We start from the raw sequence: 21536 nt of genomic DNA on the forward strand, positions 1-21536 counted from the left end.
TGGAAGACAGCAGCCCGCGGGTAATACTGACGCAACAGGCGCTGCGCGACCGCCTGGGTCATTCAAGCGTGCCCGTGCTGTTGCTCGACCAGCCAGTCTGGCCGGCGGCAGAAGGCAACCCGGTTGTGCCGGGGCTTGCCGCCAACCACCTGGCCTATGTGATCTATACCTCCGGCTCGACCGGCCAGCCCAAGGGCGTAATGGTCGAGCACCTTACCGTCAACAATCTGGTGGACTGGCATTGCCGCGCCTTCGACCTGTGCCCCGGCCGGCATACCTCCAGCTTGGCCGGCTTTGGCTTCGACGCCATGGCCTGGGAGCTGTGGCCGGCGTTGTGCGCCGGGGCCACGCTGCACCTGGCGCCTTCGGCCGAGGGCCACGACGACCTCGACGCCATGCTCGCCTGGTGGCAGGCACAGCCGCTGGATGTCAGCTTCCTGCCCACGCCGGTGGCTGAATATGCCTTCAATCACCAACTGGAACACCCGACCCTGCGCACCCTGCTGATTGGCGGCGACCGCCTGCGCCAGTTCAACCGCACCCAGCGCTTTGCCGTGGTGAACAACTACGGGCCGACCGAAACCACCGTGGTGGCCAGCTCCGGCGTGGTGCAGGCGGGTGACGTGCTGCATATCGGCAAGCCAGTGGACAATGCACGGTTGTACGTACTCGACGCGCAGTTGCAGCCGCTGCCACTGGGCGTGCCCGGTGAGCTGTACATCGGCGGTGCCGGGGTTGCACGTGGCTACCTGAACCGCCCACAGCTGACGGCCGAACGCTTTCTCGACGACCCATTCGTGGCGGCCGGGCGCATGTACCGTACCGGCGACCTGGTGCGCTGGCTGGCAGACGGTACGCTCGACTACCTCGGCCGTAACGACGACCAGGTGAAGATCCGTGGCGTGCGTATCGAACTGGGCGAAATCGAGAGCCGCCTGGCGAGCTTGGCCGGTATCGACGAAGCCGTGGTGATCGCCCGTGAGGACCAGCCCGGCCAGCCGCAGCTGGTGGCCTACTTCACGGCCAGGGCCGAGGTGCAGCCGCTCACCCCCGAAGGCTTGCGCGCGCAGTTGCAGGCGCATTTGCCGGAATACATGGTGCCGGTAGCCTTCGTCGAGCTGCCAGCGCTGCCGCTGACCGCCAATGGCAAGCTCGACCGCCGGGCGCTGCCGCGGCCTGGGCGTGCGGCGCTGTTCGAACAGGCCTACGCGGCACCCGAGGGCGAGTTGGAGCACGCCCTTGCGCAGCTATGGGCGGAATTACTGCAGGTCGAGCGAGTAGGGCGCAATGACCACTTCTTCAGCCTGGGTGGCCATTCCCTGCTGGCTATGCGCATGGTCTCGCAGGTGCGCCTGCGCCTGGGCGTGGAGCTGAGCCTGGCGGAACTGTTCGCCAACCCGCAGCTCGCTGCCGTTGCCGAGGTGCTGGCCACTGCCGGGCGCAGCACGCTGCCTGAGATCCTGCCGGTAACGCACCAGCAGGCTTTGCCAATGTCGTTCGCTCAGCAGCGGCTGTGGTTCCTGGCGCAGATGGAAGGCGGTAACCAGGCCTACAATGTGCCATTGGCCCTGGGCCTGCGCGGGCCGCTGGATGCCGATGCGCTGGAAGGCGCGCTGTTGCGCATCATCGAGCGCCACCAGACCTTGCGCAGCCGCTTCATCCCGCGTGATGACAGCGCCGAAGTGGTCATTGCTGCCACCCCGGGCCCAGGCTGGTTCCACTGTGAAGACCTTGCCGCAGAGGCTGTACCGGGGCGCCTGCGCGAAGTGGCTGCGGCACCGTTCGACCTGGCCCACGGGCCGCTGCTGCGGGCCCACCTGTTGCGCCTGGGCGCGCAACAGCATGTGCTGGCCCTGACCGTTCACCATATCGTCGCCGACGGCTGGTCGCTGGGTGTGCTTACCCACGAGCTGAGTGCCCAATACGCCGCCTTGTGCAACGGCAGCGAGGACCCGCTGCCAGCCCTGGCCATCCAGTACGGCGACTACGCCGTCTGGCAGCGCCGCTGGCTGGCCGGTGACCAGCTGCAACGCCAGGCTGCTTACTGGCAGCAGGTGCTGGAGGGGGCGCCGGAACTGCTCAAATTGCCTGCTGACCGGCCACGCCCGGAGCGCCAGGACTTTGCCGGTGCCAGCCTGGCGCTGCAGCTTGAACCGCGCCTGACGGCTGCACTGCGGACCTTGGCCCAGCGCCACGGCGTAACCCTGTACATGACCGTGCTCGGTGCCTGGGCGGCCTTGCTCGGCCGCCTTGCAGGCCAGCCTGAGGTGGTGGTCGGTTGCCCGGTGGCGGGGCGCGGCCGCGCCGAACTGGAGCCGCTGGCCGGGCTATTCGTCAACACCCTGGCCATGCGCATCGACAGCAGCGCGGCGCCGACCGCCCAAGCCCTGCTGCAGCAGGTGCGCAGCCGCGTGCTGGAAGCCCAGGCCCACCAGGACCTGCCGTTCGAGCAAGTGGTGGAAATGCTCCGCCCGACACGCAGCCTTGGGCATACACCGCTGTTCCAGACCACCCTGAACTGGCAGGCCACCGAAGGGGCGGCGTTGCACTTGCAAGGCCTGCAACTGGAGGCCGTGGCCCAGGCCGCGACCGTGGCTAAGTTCGACCTCACGCTGAACCTGGGCGAGCGTGGCGAAACCTTGGTCGGCAGCCTCGACTACGCCACGGCGCTGTTCGACCAAGCCACGGTGCAACGTTACCTGGGTTATTTCGAACGCCTGTTGTGGGCCATGGCTGATGACGACCAGCAGGTGCTGGCGCAGGTGGCGCTGGTCGATGCAGCGGAACGCCAGGCCTTGCTGCACAGCTGCAACGCCACCCAGTACCCGTATCCGCGAGACGTGGCCGTGCACCGCCTGTTTGAACAGCGCGTCGCGCGCCACCCGCTGGCCCTGGCCGCGGTGCATGGCGAGCAGGCGCTGTGCTATGGCGAGCTGAACGAGCGCGCCAACCGCCTGGCCCACTACCTGATCGCCAGTGGCGTAGGGCCGGGGGCCTGCGTGGCCATTCTGCTGCCGCGCTCGCTGTCGCTGCTAGTGGCGCAACTGGCCGTGCTGAAATGCGCTGCCGTCTACGTGCCGCTGGACATTCACGCCCCGGCCGAGCGCCAGGCGTTCATGGTCGAGGACTGCCAGGCGGCCTTGCTGCTGACGTTTGCCGACATTGCAGCCGACCTGCAAGTAAAGCGCATCGACCTCGATGGCCTGGCCCTCGACCAGCAACCCGGGCACAACCCCGCATTGCAGCAGGATGCCGCCAACGCCGCTTATGTAATGTATACCTCCGGCACCACCGGCCAGCCCAAGGGCGTTTGCGTGCCCCACCGGGGGATCGCGCGCCTGGTATTGAACAACGGCTATGCGGAACTGCTGGACAGCGACCGGGTCGGCTTTGTCGCCAACCCGGCATTCGATGCCAGTACCCTGGAAACCTGGGGCGCACTGCTCAACGGTGGCCAGGTGCGGGTCATCGACCACGCCACGTTGATTGATCCACCCCGTTTTGCTGCGGCGCTGGTGGAGCAGGGGGTCAGCGTAGTGTTCCTGACCACTGCGCTGTTCAACCAGTACGTGCAACTGATCCCCGGCGCACTGGCCGGGCTGCGCGTGCTGATCAGCGGTGGCGAGCGTGCCGAGCCCGCAGCGTTCCGGGCCTTGCTGCAACAGGCGCCGGGCTTGCGCTTGCTGAACGGCTACGGGCCGACCGAAACCACCACCTTCGCCGTGACCTGTGAGGTGCGCGAGCTGCCAGAAGACGCAGCCCAGGTGCCAATCGGCCGACCCATCGGCAATACCCAGGTGTATGTGCTGGATGCCTGGCAGCAGTTGGTGCCGCAGGGTGTGATTGGTGAGCTGTACATTGGTGGCGACGGCGTCGCGTTGGGCTACCTGAACCGCCCGGAGCTGACTGCCCAGCGTTTCATCGACGACCCCTTCAACCCACAGCCCGGCGCGCGCCTGTACCGCACCGGCGACCTGGTGCGCTGGCGTGCTGATGGCCAGCTGGAATGCCTGGGGCGCAATGACGACCAGGTGAAGATCCGCGGCTTCCGCATTGAACTGGGCGAGGTCGAGCAGCAACTGGCCCAGGCGCCGGGTATCGGTGAAGTGCTAGTGATGGCGGTGGCCGATGAACAAGGGCCACTGCGTCTGGTGGCCTGGTACACCCGCCAGGTCGCAACGTTGGATGCACTGGCGTTGCGTGGCTACCTGCGCGGCCGCTTGCCGGAGTACATGGTGCCCTCGGCGTTCGTCGCGGTTGCGCGCATGCCGCTGAACAATAACGGCAAGGTCGATCGCCAAGCCTTGCCTGCGCCGGGCCCGCAGGACTTTGCGGTAGCGGCGTTCGAGGCCCCCGAAGGCGAGCGCGAACAGGCCCTGGCGGCGCTGTGGGCCGAGTTGCTGGACGTGCAGCCGATCGGCCGTAACGACCGCTTCTTCGAGCTGGGCGGCCATTCGTTGCTGGCCATGCGCATGCTCGCCCAGGTACGGCAACGCCTGGGCCATGAGCTGGCCCTGGCCGACCTGTTCGCCGACGACTCGCTGGCCGCCGTGGCCGCGTGCCTGGCGCGTGAGGGCCAGGCGCTGCCAGCCATCACGCCGATGCCGCGCGAAGGCCTGCTGCCGCTGTCGTTCGCCCAGCAACGCCTGTGGTTCCTGGCGCAGCTACAGGAAGCCAGCGCGGCCTACCACATCCCCATCGCCCTGCGCCTGCAAGGCCCGCTGCAACCGGCGGCGCTGGAACAGGCGCTGCGCCGGTTGATCGAACGGCACGAAAGCCTGCGCAGCCACTTTGCCGAGTTGGATGGCGAAGCGCATGTGCGCCTGGCAAGCGACAGCAGCGGCCTGCGCCTGGCTTGGCGGGACTGCCCGGGGCTTGATCAACCGGCCCTTGAAGCGTTGCTGCGTGAAGAAGCCGGCCAGGCCTTTGCACTGTCCCACGACCTGCCGATACGTGGGCGGGTGCTGCGCCTGGCCCAGGACCACCACGTGCTGATGCTGACCTTGCACCATCTGGTTGCCGATGGCTGGTCGCTGGGCGTGCTGGTCAGCGAGCTGGGTGAACTCTACCAGGCCTTCAGCACTGGCCAGGCCGACCCGCTGCCCGCCTTGCCGGTGCAGTACCTTGACTATGCCCTGTGGCAACGCCGCTGGTTGAGCGGTGCAGCCTTGCAACAGCAGGCGGATTACTGGGTCGCGCAACTTGACGGTGCGCCGGCGCTGGTCAGCCTGCCCTGGGACTGGCCACGGCCCGAGCGCCAGCAGTACGCCGGCGACAGTGTCGAGCTGTGCCTGGACCCGCGCCTTGGCGTTGAACTGAAAGCGCTGTGCCGCCAGCATGGCGTTACCCCGTACATGCTGTTCATGGCCGCCTGGGCCGTATTGCTGGCCCGCCTGGCCGGCCAGGATGAAGTGGTGATCGGCTCGCCGGTCGCCAACCGCCAGCAGGCCGAGGTGGATGGGCTGATCGGCATGTTCGTCAACTCGCTGGCTCTGCGTGTGGATGTATCCGGCGCGCCGGATGTCGCCACGTTGCTGGCTCGGGTCAAGGCGGTGGTGCTGGCGGGCCAGGCGCACCAGGAGCTGCCGTTCGAGCACGTGGTCGAGCTGTTGCGCCCACGGCGCAGCCTGGCGCATACCCCGCTGTACCAGGTGTCGCTGGACTGGGATGCCAACCCTGGGCGCCAGGCGCTGCAGCTGGCGGACCTGGCAGTGACGGCACTGGGTGGCGCGGCCGACGTCGCCAAGTTCGACCTGAGCCTGAGCCTGGGCGAGCGCGGTGACAGTTTTGCCGGCGGCATCGTCTACGCTACAGCCCTGTTCGAGCGGGCGACCATCGAGCGCTTTGCCGGTTACTTCGAGCAAGTGCTGTGGGCCTTCGCCGCCGGTGACCGGGCCATTCCGGCGCATACCGGGCTGCCGGATGCGGATGAGCGCAAGCGCTTGCTGCTGGAATTCAACGACACGGCGGTTGAGTACGACCTTGGGCAGACCCTGCACGGCATGATCGAGGCGCAGGTTGTGCGCACGCCGGATGCCGTTGCGGTGCGGGCCGAAGAGGGCGAGTTGACTTATCGGCAACTCAATGAACAGGCCAACCGCCTGGCGCATCATTTGATCGGGCTTGGCGTGAAGCCGGATGATCGGGTCGCGATCTGCGTCGAACGTGGCTTGTCGATGGTGGTGGGCTTGCTGGCCATTCTCAAGGCAGGTGGCGCCTATGTGCCGGTCGACCCGGATTACCCGGCAGAGCGTGTGCGGCACATGTTGAGTGACAGCGCGCCGGTGGCGGTGCTGGTGCACGGGGCGACCCGGCATATCCCGGAAGCCGGCCATATCATTGATCTAGACCAGTCGGTCTGGGGTGATTTGCCTGTCAGCAATCCGGTCATTGGCGCGTTGACCCCGCGTCACCTGGCATACGTGATCTACACCTCGGGCTCGACCGGTTTGCCGAAAGGCGTGATGAACGAGCATGCCGGGGTGGTCAACCGGCTGTTGTGGATGCAGGACGCTTATGGGCTGAATGCCGACGACGTAGTGCTGCAGAAAACCCCGTTCAGCTTTGACGTGTCGGTATGGGAATTCCTCTGGCCGTTGCAGACTGGCGCACGGCTGGTCATGGCCCGCCCTGGCGGGCACCGCGACCCGGAATACCTGCGCGAAGTGATCGCGCAGGAAAACGTAACCACCCTGCATTTCGTCCCTTCGATGCTGGATGTGTTCCTGTCATTCGCAGCAGACGCGCCCCCTGTAGGAGCGGCCTTGTGTCGCGAAAGGGCTGCGCAGCGGCCCCAGGATCTCGAAGTTAACGCTGACATCGCCGGGCCTGCTGCGCAGGCCGATCGCGACGCAAGGCCGCTCCTACAACTGGTCCGTGTGATCTGTTCGGGTGAGGCTTTGCCGGGGAATCTGGTGCGGCGTTTCCACCAGCAGCTTCCGGCAGTCGAACTGCACAACCTCTACGGCCCCACCGAAGCCGCCGTCGATGTCAGCGCCTGGCACTGCATCACCGCCCCGGACAACACCCCGATCGGCAAACCCATCGCCAACACCACCCTGTACATCCTCGACGAGCAACGCCAACCCGTCCCGCAAGGCGTCGCCGGCGAGCTCTACATTGGCGGCGTCCAGGTCGCCCGCGGCTACCTCAACCGCGCCGAACTCACCGCCGAGCGCTTCCTCGACGACCCGTTCACACCCGGCGCAAGGCTGTACCGCACCGGCGACCTGGCCCGCCACCTGGCCGACGGCAACATCGAATACCTCGGCCGCAACGACGACCAGGTCAAGCTCCATGGCCTGCGCATTGAGCTGGGCGAAATCCAGGCCTGCCTGACTGGCATCGAAGGCGTCAAGGAAGCGGTGGTGATCGCACGCGAGCAACAATTGCTCGCTTACTACACCGGCCAACAGCAAACACCAGAGGTACTGCGGGCTGCGCTGCTCAGCCGCTTGCCGGCGTTCATGGTGCCGACGCAGTTCATGCACCTGCAGGCGCTGCCGCTAAGCCCCAACGGCAAACTCGACCGCAAGGCCCTGCCGCAGCCTGATGCCACTCAGGGCCGCGTGTACCAGGCCCCGGAAGGCGAAATCGAACGCGTATTGGCCGCTATCTGGGCCGAGTTACTGAATGTGCAGCAGGTGGGCCGCCACGACAACTTCTTCGAGCTCGGCGGCCATTCCCTGGCAGCCATTCGCCTGGTCGACAGGCTCAACAAGGCTGGATTGCGCGCGGCCATCAATGATGTGTTCCAGCAGCCCAGCGTGGCGTTGCTGGCGGCCCGGCTAGGTGACAACGTAAACCGGGGCGATGGGGTGATCACCGTACGCCCGGGCGCGGCACAGACACCACTGTTTCTGGTGCACGAGTTCACCGGGCTGGATTTCTACTTCCCGGTACTGGGCCAGCAACTGGGCGGCGAGTTCGCCCTCTACGGCTTGCCAGGCGTGCCTGCCGGCCAGCCACAGCCGCGCACCCTGGAATGCCTGGCGCGCTACCAGATCGGGCAGATGCGCAAGGTACAGCCGCAGGGGCCATACCGCCTGGCAGGCTGGTCGTTTGGCGGCATAGTGGCGTTCGAAATGGCCAACCAGTTGCTGGGGGCAGATGAAACGGTCGAGTTCCTCGGGCTGATCGACAGTTATGTCCCGCGCCTGGCTGACCAGGGTAAAGCGCGCTGGTCAGGGCCGCATGCGCTGGAGCGGCAGTTGTTGCTCAACTGCACCACGTTCTGGCACACGCAGGGCGCGGCGGCTGCCGAGAAACTTGCGCACTTGCAGCGCCTGGAAGCCGTGCAGGCGGACTTCGCCGGTTTGCTGGCCAGCTGTCGCGAGCACGGCCTTCTGTACGGCTTATGGGCGAGCATGAGTGATGCGCAGCTGCTGCATTACTTCAGCCGCGAGCTGGCCCACGGCCATGCCCTGGCGCATTACCACCTGGCCCCCCTGAACATGCCGGTGCACCTGTTCCGCGCCGAGCAGGGCAGCGACAGCTTGCCCACGCTGGGCTGGCGTGAGGCGCTGCCGACCCAACCGCTGTTGATCGTGGGCGTACCAGGGGACCACCGTAGCCTGATGCAGGCGCCTCACGTAACGACGGTGGCGCAGGCGTTGACCCAGGCGCTTGCCCGTTGCCCGGTTCCGGCAGTGCCGAGCTATACCGCGCACGTTGCCATCCAGACCGGGCAGGCAGGCCATGCGCCGCTGTTCTGCGTGCCGGGGGCCGGTGACAGCGTGACCAGCTTCATTGGCCTGGCCGAAGCCCTGGGGCCGGAGTGGCCCTTGTACGGCTTGCAGGCCCGCGGCCTGGACGGCAGCGCCGTGCCGCACAGCTCGGTGGAAGCTGCAGCCGACTGCCATGTGCAAGCCATCGAAGCGCTGTACCCGCATGGCCCGTTGAACCTTGTCGGGCACTCGTTTGGCGGCTGGGTGGCGCATGCCATCGCCGCCAGGTTCGAGGCCAAGGGTCGGCCGGTGCGCTCGTTGACCCTGGTGGACAGCGAGGCGCCGGGTACAGGCGGGACGTGTGGCCAGCCGTACACCTTCGGCGAGGCCTTGCAGCGGTTGATCGATGCCCTGCAGCTGTCTACTGGCAAGGCCTTGGGTATCGACACCGCTGCTTTCGCCTTGGCTACCGATGACGCGCAGTTGCAGCAGTTGCATGCCGGCATGGTGCGCAACGGGCTGTTGCCTGCGCGCTCCACCCCACGGGTGCTCGATGGCACGGTACGCACCTTTGCCAGCGCACTGCGCACGGTGTATCAGCCGCAGCTGACCTATACCGGGCCGGTGGGCCTGGTGCTGGTGGATGACCCGGGCCTGGATGCGCTGGGCAATGCCCGCGAACACGCGGCGATGCAGGAGGGCTGGCAGCAGTTGATGCCGCAACTGGCGCTGTGGCAGGGGCCGGGGGACCACTTCAGCATCTTGAAAATGCCGGATGTGTTCAGCCTGGCGGCCTGGTGGCATGACGGGCAGGCACTGCAGCACGGCAAGGTTACCCAATAACCATGGCAGCTCACGCTCAACCCTGTGGGAGCGGGTTTACCCGCGAATGCGATGTTGGCTGTACCGACGCATTCGCGGGTGAACCCGCTCCCACAGGGGAGGGTGTGCGCTGCCTGGGTTGAGCGAAATCCTTAGGAAAGTGAGTGTTCATGGACAAGTCCAGATTCCGCAAGTACAGCCTCGGCCTCGCCGTGGCCCTGGTCGCCGGCATCAGCCTCTACGCCATCCAGGCACCGGCCAAGCCACCGCAATACATCATCGCCACGGTCGAACGTGGCGACATCGAGAACGCCGTGCTGGCCAGCGGCATGCTCGAAGGCATCAAGCAGGTGGATGTCGGCGCCCAGGTGTCCGGCCAGTTGAAGTCGCTCAAGGTCAAGCTGGGCGACAAGGTCAGCGAGGGCCAGTGGCTGGCCGAGATCGACCCGCTGGTGCTGCGCAATACCTTGCGCCAGGCAGAGGTCGACGAAGATAAACTGCAGGCCGAGCGGCGCTCGACTCTGGCCCAGCTCAAGCAAGCCCGGCGCGTGTACGAGCGCTACCGCGAGTTGCAGGCCGACGAATCGGTATCGCGCCAGGACTTCGAAAACGCCGAGTCCGAGTACGAGGTGCAGCAGGCCGCCGTGCGTTCGCTCGATGCGCAGATCCAGAGCGCCCGGGTGGAAATCGACACCGCCAAGGTCAACCTCGGTTACACCCGCATCAATGCACCGATCACCGGCCATGTGGTCGGCATCGTCACCCAGGAAGGGCAGACCGTGATCGCCAACCAGCTGGCCCCGGTGCTGCTGAAACTGGCCGACCTCGACACCATGACGGTCAAGGCGCAAGTGTCGGAAGCCGATGTGATTCACATCAGCCCCGGCCAGGAGGTGTACTTCACCATCCTTGGCGAGGACAAACGCTACTACGCCAGGCTGCGCGGCACCGAACCTGCGCCACAGAACTACGCGCAAAGCAGCGACAAGAATGAAGGTGGCAGCAGCAAGCCGAGCGGCGCGGTGTTCTACAACGCCTTGTTCGAAGTGCCGAACCCCGACCATCGCCTGCGCATTTCGATGACCGCGCAGGTGCATATCGTGCTCGACACCGCCCAGGCCGTGCTCACTGTGCCGGTGGCGGCGCTGGGGGCACGCAACAACGATGGCAGCTTCCCGGTGCGGGTGCTGGACGCCAAGGGCTTTGCCCAGGTGCGCAACGTGCAGGCGGGCATCAACAATAACGTCAAGGTGCAGATCAAGGACGGCCTGGCCGAAGGTGACCGGGTGGTGATTGGTGAGCCGGTGTCTGGCGAAACAGGGGCGTGAGCATGAATATGAATGTGCAGCCAACCGCCGACATGGCGGTGGCCAGCGGCAGTGCCGAGCCCTTGTTGCGCTTGCAGGGGGTAACGCGCAGCTTCCAGGCGGGCGACCGCGAGTTCCTGGCATTGAAAGGCATCGACCTGCAGATCCACAGCGGCGAACTGGTGGCGATTATCGGCGCCTCCGGTTCGGGCAAGTCGACCCTGATGAACATCCTGGGCTGCCTGGACAATGCCAGCAGCGGCAGCTACCAAGTGGCCGGGCAGGAAACCCGCGAACTGGACGACGATGCCCTGGCGGCGCTGCGCCGCGACCACTTCGGTTTCATCTTCCAGCGCTACCACTTGCTGCCGCACCTGGATGCGCTGCACAACGTCGAGATCCCGGCGGTGTATGCCGGCACACCGCAGGGCCAGCGCCACGCCCGGGCGCGCGAACTGCTGACGCGCCTGGGCCTGCACAGCCACCTGGAGCACCGCCCCAGCCAGTTATCCGGTGGCCAGCAGCAGCGGGTGAGTATCTGCCGGGCATTGATGAACGGCGGCCAGGTGATTCTTGCCGATGAACCGACCGGCGCACTCGATACCGCCAGTGGCAAGGAGGTGATGAACATCCTGCTGGAGCTGCATGGCGCCGGGCACACGGTCATCCTGGTGACCCACGACCCCAAGGTAGCGGCCCATGCCGAGCGCATCATCGAGGTCAGCGACGGGCAGATCATCAGCGATCAGCGCAACGCGCCACCGGGCATTGCCGCAGCCGAGCCGCAAGCTACGCCCCCGGCAGTGGCTACGCGGCGCCTGCTGGTGAGCCTGGGCATGTTCCGCGAAGCGTTCAAGATGGCCTGGATCGCGCTGATTTCGCACCGCATGCGGACCTTGCTGACGATGCTCGGGATTGTCATCGGCATTACCTCGGTGGTGTCCATCTCGGCAATTGGCGAAGGCGCCAAGGGCTACGTGCTGAAGGACATCCAGGCGATTGGCAGCAACACCATCGACATCTACTCGGGCAGCAATTTCGGTGACAGCCGGGCCAAGACCATCGAAACCCTGGTGCCGGCCGATGTCGCCGCGCTGAACGAGCTGTACTACGTCGACAGCGCCACCCCGGTAATTGGCCAGAGCACGCTGGTGCGTTACCGCAACCTGGACGTGGACGTGCAGCTGAACGGCGTTAGCGAGCATTACTTTCAGGTCCGCAACATCCCGTTGGCAGCCGGCATCGTGTTCAGCGGCGATGATGCCCGGCGCCAGGCCCAGGTGGTGGTGATCGACCACAATACGCGCAAGCGCCTGTTCGGCCCGAGCATCGACCCGCTGGGGCAGGTGATCCTGGTCGGCAACCTGCCGTGCACGGTGATTGGCGTGACCGCCGAAAACAAGAACCTGTTCGTCGCCAGCAACCAGCTGAACATCTGGGTGCCCTACGAAACCGCTGCCGGACGGGTGCTGGGGCAGCGTCACCTGGACAGCATCAGCGTGCGCATCAAGGACGGCGTACCCAGCAAGCGGGTAGAAGAAGAGGTAACCCGGGTGATGTTGCAACGGCACGGCACCAAGGATTTCTTCACCAATAACCTGGACAGCATCATGCAGACCGTGCAGAAGACCAGCCGCTCGCTGACTCTGCTGTTGTCGCTGATTGCGGTGATTTCGCTGGTGGTCGGGGGCATCGGGGTGATGAACATCATGCTGGTGTCGGTGACCGAGCGTACACGCGAAATCGGCATTCGCATGGCGGTGGGGGCGCGGCAATCGGACATTCGCCAACAGTTTCTGGTGGAGGCGGTGATGGTCTGCCTGTTTGGCGGGCTGGTGGGGATCGGCTTGTCGTATGGGGTAGGGTATTTGTTCGAATTGTTCGTCAAGCAGTGGGAGATGGTGTTCTCACCGGCCTCGATCGTGATGGCGTTTGCCTGCTCGACGTTGATTGGCGTGGTGTTCGGGTTTGTGCCGGCGAGGAATGCGGCGCGGCTGGACCCGATTGAGGCGTTGGCCAGGGATTGAAGTACGCCTGTGCTGGCCTCTTCGCGGCGGTTCGACGCCTCGATGAACCAACACATAAATCATTGCGTTGACGCGGTTTCTGTGGGAGCCGCGCTTGCCGGCGATGGGCTGCAAAGCAGCCCCAATGCAGGCGATACCCTTTTGACAGATTGTAAGCACTTGAGACTTTGGGGCCGCTGCGCAGCCCATCGCCGGCAAGCGCGGCTCCCACAGGTACATCACAGGTTCTGAAAGCTGTGATGTACCTGTGGGAGCGGGTTTACCCGCGAAGAGGCCAGTACAGAAAATGCTAATCAACCCTCGGCATACATCCAGCGCATCAACGAATGCCGCCCACTGATCCCCAGCTTGATCGCCGCCCGGCGCAAATAGCTTTCCACAGTGTTCACCTTCAGCGCCAAGCGCTCGGCCTGCTCCGGCGCCGTATGCCCGGCCAGCAACCCCAGGCACACCTGGCGCTCGCGTTCGGAAAGCTTCAGCTCCGACTGCGCCAACCGCTCGACAAAGCGCTGCGCAAGGTTTTCACGGGTATGCCGTTCTGGGCCAGGTTGCAGCGCATCGATGTGTTTCTCCAGCATCGGCAGCAACAACGGTGAAATCGTATCCAGGTGGTTACGCTCGAAGGCTGAAAAACCATAGGTGGAGTCGGCCCGTATCACCTGGATTTCCATGCGTGCATCGCCTTTACGGCAGATACGGTGCAGGCGCGAAGGGTCGTTGAAATCGCCTTCCGGCTGCTCATCCGAAGTAAACACCGTTTCGTCGAGCAGCAACGATTCGCATGGCTTGGCAGGCAACTGGCGGATTTGTGTGGCGTCGATGGACAGGTGGGCCTTGATCAGGTCGTGCAGCATGCGGGGGAACTGACGGCTGCCGGTGCTGGCAATCACCTTGCCAATCTGCGGGTATAGCTGGTTCGAATTCATCGTATCGTCCATGAGTGCCAATAATGGTTATCCCGCCGCGTGTTGCGCGGCCGCATCCTGAGCGTGCGACGGGAAGTGCTTGGTATCCTAGTACAACGAATGAGTGACGGTTAAATGAAGGGGCAGTAATGCCATGATAGTGGCACTTTGCGCAGGCGGCTGGCGCAGTGCAGGTTGTGGGGTATGATGCCGACCCCATCTTTGTCACGAGGCTTGCCGCAATGTCCCTGAGTGCTGAACAGATTGGCGAGTTTCGCGCCTTCGCCGAGCAATTGGCCGATGCTGCCGCCGTGGCGATCAAGCCGTATTTCCGCGCCAGCCTGGATGTCGAGGACAAGGGCGGGCGCCTGTACGACCCGGTGACCGTGGCCGACAAGGCCGCCGAAGATGCCATGCGTGAGCTGATCCAGGCGCGTTACCCCGCGCACGGCATTCTTGGCGAAGAAGCCGGCGTTGCAGTGGGCAGCAGCCCGCTGACCTGGGTACTCGACCCGATCGACGGCACCCGCGCCTTCATCACCGGCCTGCCACTGTGGGGCACATTGATTGCCCTGAACGATGGCACGCGCCCGGTGGTGGGGGTGATGAACCAGCCGTTCACCGGCGAGCGTTTTGTCGGCACCCCGGAGGGCGCCTGGCGCAGCGGTACGCCGCTGCAGACCCGTGCCTGCGCCGACCTGGCCTCGGCCACACTCATGTGCACCACCCCGGACATGTTCGATACGGCCGAGCGCAAGGCGGCGTTCGAGGCAGTGGCCGGCAAGGCGCGCTTGATGCGTTACGGTGGCGATTGCTACGCGTACTGCATGCTGGCTTCGGGCTTTGTCGACGTGATCATCGAGGCAAGCTTGCAGCCGTATGACGTGCAGGCGCTGATGCCGATCATCGAAGGGGCGGGGGGGGTAATCACCGCCTGGGATGGCAGCAGTGCCCAGGATGGCGGGTGTGTGGTGGCCTGTGGTGACCCGGCGCTGCATGCGCAGGTGGTGGAGATGTTGCGTAGCGCGATGTGATCTTGTGTGGTCTGTGCTGGCCTCCATTTCCCCCAGGCACCGCACTTTTTCCGATTTCCGGGCTCTATGCTTGGCCAGGCTGCTCTGATCCCCAGTACAGCCGCCGAATATCGACCCGGTGCCGATGGTTGCAAGCTACCCCCATTTCCTCTCCCGCCTGCTGCTGACAGGTGCCCTCACATGCCTGTGCGCCTGCACCCAGCAGCAGGGCCGCGACATGCTCGACCAGTTCGGCAACGGTAAGCCCAGCGAACTGTTCCAGACCAGCGTCGACCGCCTGGCCACGCTGTCGATGCGTGACAACCTGCAAAGCCTGTACCTGCTGATGAACAAGCTCTACCTGCGCAACCCCAACCAGTGGAAGATGTCCGGCTACGTCGACGCCGCCACCGCCGAGCGGCAGATCCGTATCGCCATCGAACAGCGTCAACCGCTGCCGCAACTGGGCAACCGCCGCGACCTGGCGGCGTTGAGCTACGCCTTGAGCCCGGAGTTTCGCGGTGACCGCGTGGGCGCGTTCATCTACGCCATCGGCAGCATGCTGATCACCGCCCATGGCGGGCGTACCGAGTTCTACATGACCGACACCCTTGACCCGCTGTTCATCAACAACGCCGCGCGCAATATCGAGAAAGCCACCTGGATGTTGAGCCAGCGGCAGGACGCCAATGGGGTGCTGCTGCTGTTCTCCAACGAGATTTCGGAGGAGGGCAGCAACCTGAGCTTTGCCGTGGAGTTCGGCAAGATCGTGGCGCGGTTGGATTTGCTGGCCGAGTTGCTGGATGAGCGGTATCGGCGTATCGGGCTCAACTATGCCCAGAGTCTGCTGCTGATGAATTTCCTGCCTGTGCAGTGACCTCAGCTGTTACGCCGGCCTCTTGTAGGAGCGGCCTTGTGTCGCGAAAGGGTCGCGCAGCGGCCCCAAGATCTCAGCCACACTGACACATTGGAGGGGCTGCTTTGCAGCCCTTTCGCGACACAAGGCCGCTCCTACACACAGGGCCAGTGATTGCTTTAGAGCAGCGCCTGGATCGCTTTTCGGTAACGCTGCCCGGCCAGGCTCATGCTGTTGTTGTGGCTCGCCCCCGGCACCAGCAGCAATGTCTTGGGCTGTTGGGCGGCGTCGTACAGCTGCTGGCTGAAGCGCGGCGGTACGAAGCGGTCATCCAGCCCGTGCACCAGCAACACGGGCAAGCCGACATCCTTGATCTTGTCCAGCGAGTCGAACTTCTGAGACATCAACCAGCGCACCGGCAGGGACGTGTTGGCCACTGCTGCAGCGACATCGCCCAGTGAAGTGAAGGTCGACTCCAGTATCAAACCTTGTGCCGGTGCCGCGGCGCCGCTCTTCTGTGCTTCAGCCGCCAACTCACTCGCCAGTTCCACCGCCACGGCACCACCCAGCGAGTGGCCGAAGATCAGGCGCTTGCCGGCATCCGGCTGCAATTGGGCAAAACGCTCCCAGGCGATGCGTGCATCTTCATACACCGTGGCCTCTGAGGGCAGATCGCCACGGCTTTGGCCGAAGCCGCGGTAATCCACGGCCAGCACCGAATAGCCCATGGCATGCAGTTGCTCGATGCGGAACAGCTGGCCGGTCAGGTTCCAGCGCACGCCATGCAGGTAGAGGATGGCCGGGGCATTGGCGCGCTGGGCCGGCCACCACCAGGCGTGCAGGCTCTGGTTGGCGCTGAAGCTGCGCGGGCGCAGGTCGAGCTCCTGCACATCGCCGGGCAGGCCACGGAACCAGCTGGCTTGCCCGGGCTCGACGCGGAACACCAGCTCGCGCTCCTTGTGCTGCAGGACGGCGCAGCTGGTGGGCAGGCCGATGACCAGCAAGGTGGCGCACAGCCAGGCGAGCCAGCGGCGGCGCAGGTGGGTGAGGAAGAGGGTGGGCATGGGGGCTTTTTTAGCAGATGCGTGCGGGTTGATGTGGGAAAGTGGCCGAATGGCGGGGGTGGTTTGATAACAAGTTGTTTCTGGGGGGTGGGTTGCCTGTGCGGGCTGCGCTGTCGCGAAGGAAGCAGTGGTCGTTGTGGGAGCGGGCTTGCCCCGCGAAGCAGGCGACGCGGTGTATGGCACCGGCGTTGCCGGTGTTCGCGGGACAAGCCCGCTCCCACAGGTCCTGCTAAGTCAATAGATCACCGGCTGCGCAACGATTCCAGCAACGGCCGAAACTCATCCAGCAACCAGTCCCGCAACCGCCGGCAACTGGACTCATGCTCCTTGTCTTCATTGAAGGCCAGGAAGTGGAAGGTGTCCTTGAGCACCAGTTCTTCTTGCACCGGCCTGACCAGCAACCCCTGCGCAACCAGTGGCGCAACCAGGTGGTGCCAGCCCAGCGCCACGCCCTGGTTGCCCAGGGCCAGCTGCACCAGCAGGTTGTAGTCGTTGGCATTGAAAAAATGCGGCGCGGTGTTGGCGCGGCTTTTCAGGTCGACGTCATGGAAGGCCAGCCACACATTCCAGTCCACATGCTCGGCCACCTGTGAACGGCCATAGGGGCTGAGGTTAAGCAGGGTGCCGTCGCGCAAGCCCTGCAGGGTGCGCACCTCCGGGTGCTGCGCCAGGTACTGCGGGGTGCACACCGGGTAGATCACGTCATGGTTGAGCGGGTGCGAGCTGTAGCCTGCCTGCACCTTGCCCAGTTTGGTGATGTAGATGTCCGGGCGTACCCCTGGCTCCATCGACAGAAAGTTCTGCGTGGTGACCAGGTTGATATCGATGTCCGGGTTCTCGTCGAAGAACCTGGGCATGCGCGGGCCCATCCACAAGGCCGCGAACGCCGGTGAACAGCACAGGGTGACCACGTGCTTGGTATTAGTGTTGCTGCGGATGCGCTCGGCCGCCTGGGAAATGTTGACGAACGACAACTGCACCGCATCGAAGAAGATCGAGCCGGCCACGGTCAGCTCCACCGCACGCCCGACACGGGTGAACAACTCGGCGCCCAGGTAGGTCTCGAGCTCACGGATCTGCCGGCTGACGGCGGCCTGGGTCACGCATAGCGCCTCGGCGGCACGGGTGAAGTTCTGGTACTTGGCGGCAGCGACGAAGACTTTGACCGCGCGCAGCGAGGGCATTTTGATCAGCGTCTGATCGGGTTCGGAATGTCTGACCATAAGGCGGGGCGGGGTCCTTCGTCTAGCCAATCGGTCCACTCTAGCCTGTTCCACGCCCACTGGTAAGTGCGCAGGGGCTCTGGGGCCAGGCTTTGGCCCTGATTGATAACTTCAGGTAATGGTTAGCGTGAAACAAATGTCGTTGGACCCGCTCTGGTGCAGGGCCTAACGTTAAAACCACGGCGCGACATTCGAGACATCGATGTCGATAATTTTTTGAAGCAGGACATTCTGCGTGCCGGTTTTGACTCACGTTCGAATTTGAACGGACTGCCAAGCGTACTCGCACTGATCGCTACCCGCCTTGATGAAAGTGCGATGTTGAAAGATTGGTTAATAAGCATAATAAAGAGGGTCGTATGAGCCATGCCGATGAGATTCTTTCGGTGAAAAACATCTTCAAGGTGTTCGGTCCCAACCCGAACCTGGCCATGGAGATGCTCCGCAAGGGGGCCGACAAGAACGAAATTTTCAGCAAGACCGGTCACGTCGTCGGCGTGTTCGATGCCAGCTTTTCCGTCAAGCGTGGCGAGATCTTCGTCATCATGGGCCTTTCCGGGTCGGGCAAGTCGACCATGGTGCGGCTGTTCAACCGCCTGATCGAACCCACCTCCGGCAGCATCCACCTCAACGGCAAGGAAATTACCGGGCTCTCCGACAAAGCCCTGCTCGACGTGCGCCGTAAGGAAATGGGCATGGTGTTCCAGTCCTTCGCGCTGATGCCGCACATGAGCGTGCTGGAAAACACCGCCTTCGGCCTGGAGATTGCCGGCGTGCCGGAAGGCGAACGCCACAGCCGTGCCCGTGAAGCCTTGAGCCAGGTTGGCCTGGCCGGCCACGAGCACAGCTACCCGCACCAGCTGTCCGGCGGCATGCAGCAACGCGTAGGGCTGGCCCGGGCATTGGCCAACGACCCGGCGATCCTGCTGATGGACGAGGCGTTTTCTGCCCTCGACCCGCTGATCCGCAGTGAAATGCAGGGCGAGCTGATCCGCCTGCAGGCCGAACAGCAACGCACCATCATCTTCATTTCCCACGACATCGAAGAAGCCATCCGCATCGGCCACCGCATCGCGATCATGGAAGGTGGCCGCGTGGTGCAGATCGGCACCCCGCAGGAGCTGATCAACCAGCCGGCCAACGACTACGTGCGCACCTTCTTCAAGAGTTTCGACAGCTCGCGGGTGCTCAAGGCCGGCGATGTGGCCAGGTTCGACCCAGCCGTGGTGTGCAAGGTCAACGGCAAGGCACCGAGCTTCCAGGCCGGTGTGCCATTCGGCTACCTGATCGACGACCGCGGGCAGCTGCTGGGTGTAGTCGACACCGACGCCCACGGCGCTACCGCCAGTGACCGCTACAGCCTGCACGAGCAGCGCCCGGTGTACACCGACACGCCGCTGCACGAGGTGCTGGGCATTGCCGCCGACTTGCCGTACCCGGTGCCGGTACTCGACCGCCAGGGCGCCTTCAAGGGCACGCTGTCGAAGAACGCGCTGCTGCAGACCCTGAGCCGCAACTAAAACAACAAAGAGGTATGCCCTCATGTCCGAATTCAGCCTTCTCGACCCGTTCCAGGCGGCCACCATCCCGTTGGGCGACTGGGTCACCGCGACGCTCAACTTCCTGGTGCACAACTTCCGTGAGGTGTTTCGCGCCATTCGCTGGCCGATCGACCAGGTGCTCAATGGCATCGAGTTCACCCTGCAGAGCATCCCGCCCACCATCGGCATCATCCTCTCATCGTTGCTGGGCTGGCAGCTGGCCGGCAAGCGCATGGCGCTGTTGTGCTTCATCACCTTGACCTTGCTCGGCCTGATCGGTGTGTGGTCGGAGTCGATGACCACCCTGGCGCTGGTACTGACCTCGGTGTTCTTCTGCGCGGTGATCGGCATTCCGCTGGGCATCGTCTGCGCCCGCAGCAACCGCCTGGAAAGCATCATCCGGCCACTGCTCGACGCCATGCAGACCTTGCCGGCGTTCGTTTACCTGGTACCGGTGGTGATGCTGTTCGGCATCGGTAACGTGCCCGGGGTGCTGGTGACCATCGTCTTCGCCCTGCCGCCGCTGGTGCGCCTGACCAACCTGGGCATCCGCCAGGTGCCGGAAGACAAGATCGAAGCCGCCCGCGCCTTTGGCTGTACCCCACGGCAAATGCTGACCCGCGTGCAACTGCCGCTGGCCACTTCGACCATCATGGCCGGCCTGAACCAGACCCTGATGCTGTCGCTGTCGATGGTGGTGATCGCCTCGATGATTTCGGTCGGTGGCCTGGGCCAGATGGTGCTGCGCGGCATCGGCCGGCTGGACATGGGCCTGGCCACGGTCGGCGGCGTAGGGCTGGTACTGCTGGCGATTTTCCTCGACCGCCTGACCCAGGCCATGGGCGCCCGCACCAGCGCCGACCCGAGCCTGCGCTGGTACCACACTGGCCCGGTAGGGGTGGTGCTGCGCCTGTGTGGCGCAGGCCAGGCGCAAGAGCGGCGCAAGACCGCCTGAGCACAGCAAGACTTTTGAGACGTTCGATCTGCCGCACTTGAAGATAAAAATCAGAAAAAGGTAAGCGACGATGCACCAATCCACGTTCACCCGCAGCATCCTCAAATGCGCCACCGCGCTGACCCTGGTAGCCGCTGCGCTCGGCGCACAAGCTTCGGCGGAAAAGCCCGGCGATGGCGTTAAGGTCACCCCGATCTTCCCCTCCATCGCCGAAGAGCGCTTCCGCGGCGAAGTGGCCATGGAAGGCCTGCGCGAGCTGGGCTACAAGGTGCAGGAACCGAAGGAGACCGAATACGGCGTGATGATGGTGGCCTTGGCCAGCGGCGATGCCGACTTCACCGTGCACCTGTGGGAAAAGCTGCACGACAAGTTCTATCAGCAGGCCGGCGGTGACGATGTGATGGTCAAAACCGGCAACATCCTGCCGGGCGTGGCCCAGGGTTACCTGATCGACAAGAAGACTGCCGACCAATACAACATCAAGTACATCACCGACCTGAAAAAGCCCGAAATTGCCAAGCTGTTCGACACCGACGGTGACGGCAAGGCCGACATGACCGGCTGCAACCCGGGCTGGGGTTGCGAGCTGGTGATTGCCCACCACATGAAGGCCTACGACCTGGACAAGAGCATCACCGTCAACCAGGGGTCGTACTTCGCGCTGATGGCCGACACCATTACCCGCTTCAAGGAAGGCAAGCCGATCCTGTACTTCACCTGGGTGCCGCAGTGGATCGCCAGCGTACTCGTCGAAGGCAAGGACGTGGTCTGGCTGGAAGTGCCGAAAACCGACCTGCCGGGCGGCGACAATAGCGTCGATACCATGTACCACGGCAAGAACCTGGGCTTTGCCGTCGACAAGGTGGTGGCTGTGCTGAACAAGGAATTCGCCGAAAAGAACCCGGCAGCGCTGAAGTTCCTGTCGCTGGTGCAGATCAGCACCGATGACGAGAGCAACCAGAACCTGAAGATGCAGCAGGGTGAAAAGAAGCCCGCCGACATCACCCGCCACGCCAAGGAATGGGTTGCAGCGCACCGCCAGCAGTTTGACCAGTGGCTGCAGGCTTCACGTGACGCGGCGGCCCAGGCCGGCAAGTAACCTGTTTCATCAGTGTTGGCTTCTTCGCGGGCTTGCCCGCGAAGAAGCCAACGCGATT

General features: G+C 64.4%; 11 protein-coding genes (1 of these 11 cut by a window edge). 8 read left to right on the top strand and 3 right to left on the bottom strand.

Annotated features, from left to right (window positions below):
- From ACI2KG_RS04595 to ACI2KG_RS04605, 3 genes are all read left to right on the top strand, one after another.
- Nucleotides 1-9509: the 3' portion of an amino acid adenylation domain-containing protein gene (locus ACI2KG_RS04595; RefSeq protein WP_404660975.1), read on the top strand. The gene continues 1909 nt to the left of window position 1, outside the view; the window shows 9509 of its 11418 coding nt (coding positions 1910-11418); its start codon lies beyond the left edge, outside the window; it ends in the stop codon at nucleotides 9507-9509.
- Nucleotides 9510-9658: 149 nt separating this feature from the next.
- The gene (gene macA / locus ACI2KG_RS04600) at nucleotides 9659-10816 is read left to right on the top strand and encodes a macrolide transporter subunit MacA (RefSeq protein ID WP_404660976.1); all 1158 of its coding nucleotides are present in this window, start codon (nucleotides 9659-9661) and stop codon (nucleotides 10814-10816) included.
- An 8-nt stretch (nucleotides 10817-10824) separates the two neighbouring features.
- Nucleotides 10825-12822 (top strand): MacB family efflux pump subunit, encoded by a 1998-nt coding sequence (locus ACI2KG_RS04605; protein ID WP_404661144.1) that lies wholly within the window; start codon nucleotides 10825-10827, stop codon nucleotides 12820-12822.
- 293 nt (nucleotides 12823-13115) lie between these two features.
- Here the strand turns inward: ACI2KG_RS04605 and ACI2KG_RS04610 are convergent, their stop codons facing one another.
- Nucleotides 13116-13748, bottom strand: coding sequence for a helix-turn-helix transcriptional regulator (locus ACI2KG_RS04610; protein WP_404660977.1), 633 nt, complete (start codon nucleotides 13746-13748; stop codon nucleotides 13116-13118).
- A 221-nt stretch (nucleotides 13749-13969) separates the two neighbouring features.
- Between ACI2KG_RS04610 and hisN the strand changes: the two genes are divergently transcribed.
- Together hisN and ACI2KG_RS04620 are read left to right on the top strand one after the other, a co-directional pair.
- Nucleotides 13970-14761 carry a histidinol-phosphatase gene (hisN, locus tag ACI2KG_RS04615; RefSeq protein ID WP_404660978.1) on the top strand — a complete coding sequence of 264 codons (792 nt, stop codon included), beginning with the start codon at nucleotides 13970-13972 and terminating at the stop codon, nucleotides 14759-14761.
- A gap of 124 nt (nucleotides 14762-14885) precedes the next feature.
- On the top strand, nucleotides 14886-15617 hold the full coding sequence (locus ACI2KG_RS04620; RefSeq protein WP_404660979.1) for a hypothetical protein: 732 nt from the start codon (nucleotides 14886-14888) through the stop codon (nucleotides 15615-15617).
- Between the two features lie 158 nt (nucleotides 15618-15775).
- On the opposite strand, the gene ACI2KG_RS04625 is transcribed toward ACI2KG_RS04620, so the two are convergent.
- Together ACI2KG_RS04625 and ACI2KG_RS04630 are read right to left on the bottom strand one after the other, a co-directional pair.
- On the bottom strand, nucleotides 15776-16660 hold the full coding sequence (locus ACI2KG_RS04625) for an alpha/beta hydrolase (protein ID WP_404660980.1): 885 nt from the start codon (nucleotides 16658-16660) through the stop codon (nucleotides 15776-15778).
- Between the two features lie 242 nt (nucleotides 16661-16902).
- Nucleotides 16903-17883 (bottom strand): LysR family transcriptional regulator, encoded by a 981-nt coding sequence (locus ACI2KG_RS04630; protein WP_400618857.1) that lies wholly within the window; start codon nucleotides 17881-17883, stop codon nucleotides 16903-16905.
- Nucleotides 17884-18242: 359 nt separating this feature from the next.
- Here ACI2KG_RS04630 and ACI2KG_RS04635 point away from each other — a divergent pair, with 359 nt between their 5' ends.
- From ACI2KG_RS04635 to proX, 3 genes are all read left to right on the top strand, one after another.
- A complete protein-coding gene (locus ACI2KG_RS04635) occupies nucleotides 18243-19403 on the top strand; it encodes a glycine betaine/L-proline ABC transporter ATP-binding protein (protein WP_404660981.1) in 1161 nt (386 codons plus the stop codon).
- Between the two features lie 22 nt (nucleotides 19404-19425).
- Nucleotides 19426-20379: a glycine betaine/L-proline ABC transporter permease ProW gene (gene proW, locus ACI2KG_RS04640; RefSeq protein ID WP_404660982.1), complete on the top strand. Its 954-nt coding sequence runs from the start codon at nucleotides 19426-19428 to the stop codon at nucleotides 20377-20379.
- 70 nt (nucleotides 20380-20449) lie between these two features.
- On the top strand, nucleotides 20450-21478 hold the full coding sequence (gene proX, locus ACI2KG_RS04645) for a glycine betaine/L-proline ABC transporter substrate-binding protein ProX (RefSeq protein WP_404660983.1): 1029 nt from the start codon (nucleotides 20450-20452) through the stop codon (nucleotides 21476-21478).
- Nucleotides 21479-21536 lie beyond the last annotated feature (58 nt).

Origin of the sequence: Pseudomonas sp. NPDC089407, assembly GCF_044900445.1 — a bacterium.
GTDB lineage: Bacteria > Pseudomonadota > Gammaproteobacteria > Pseudomonadales > Pseudomonadaceae > Aquipseudomonas.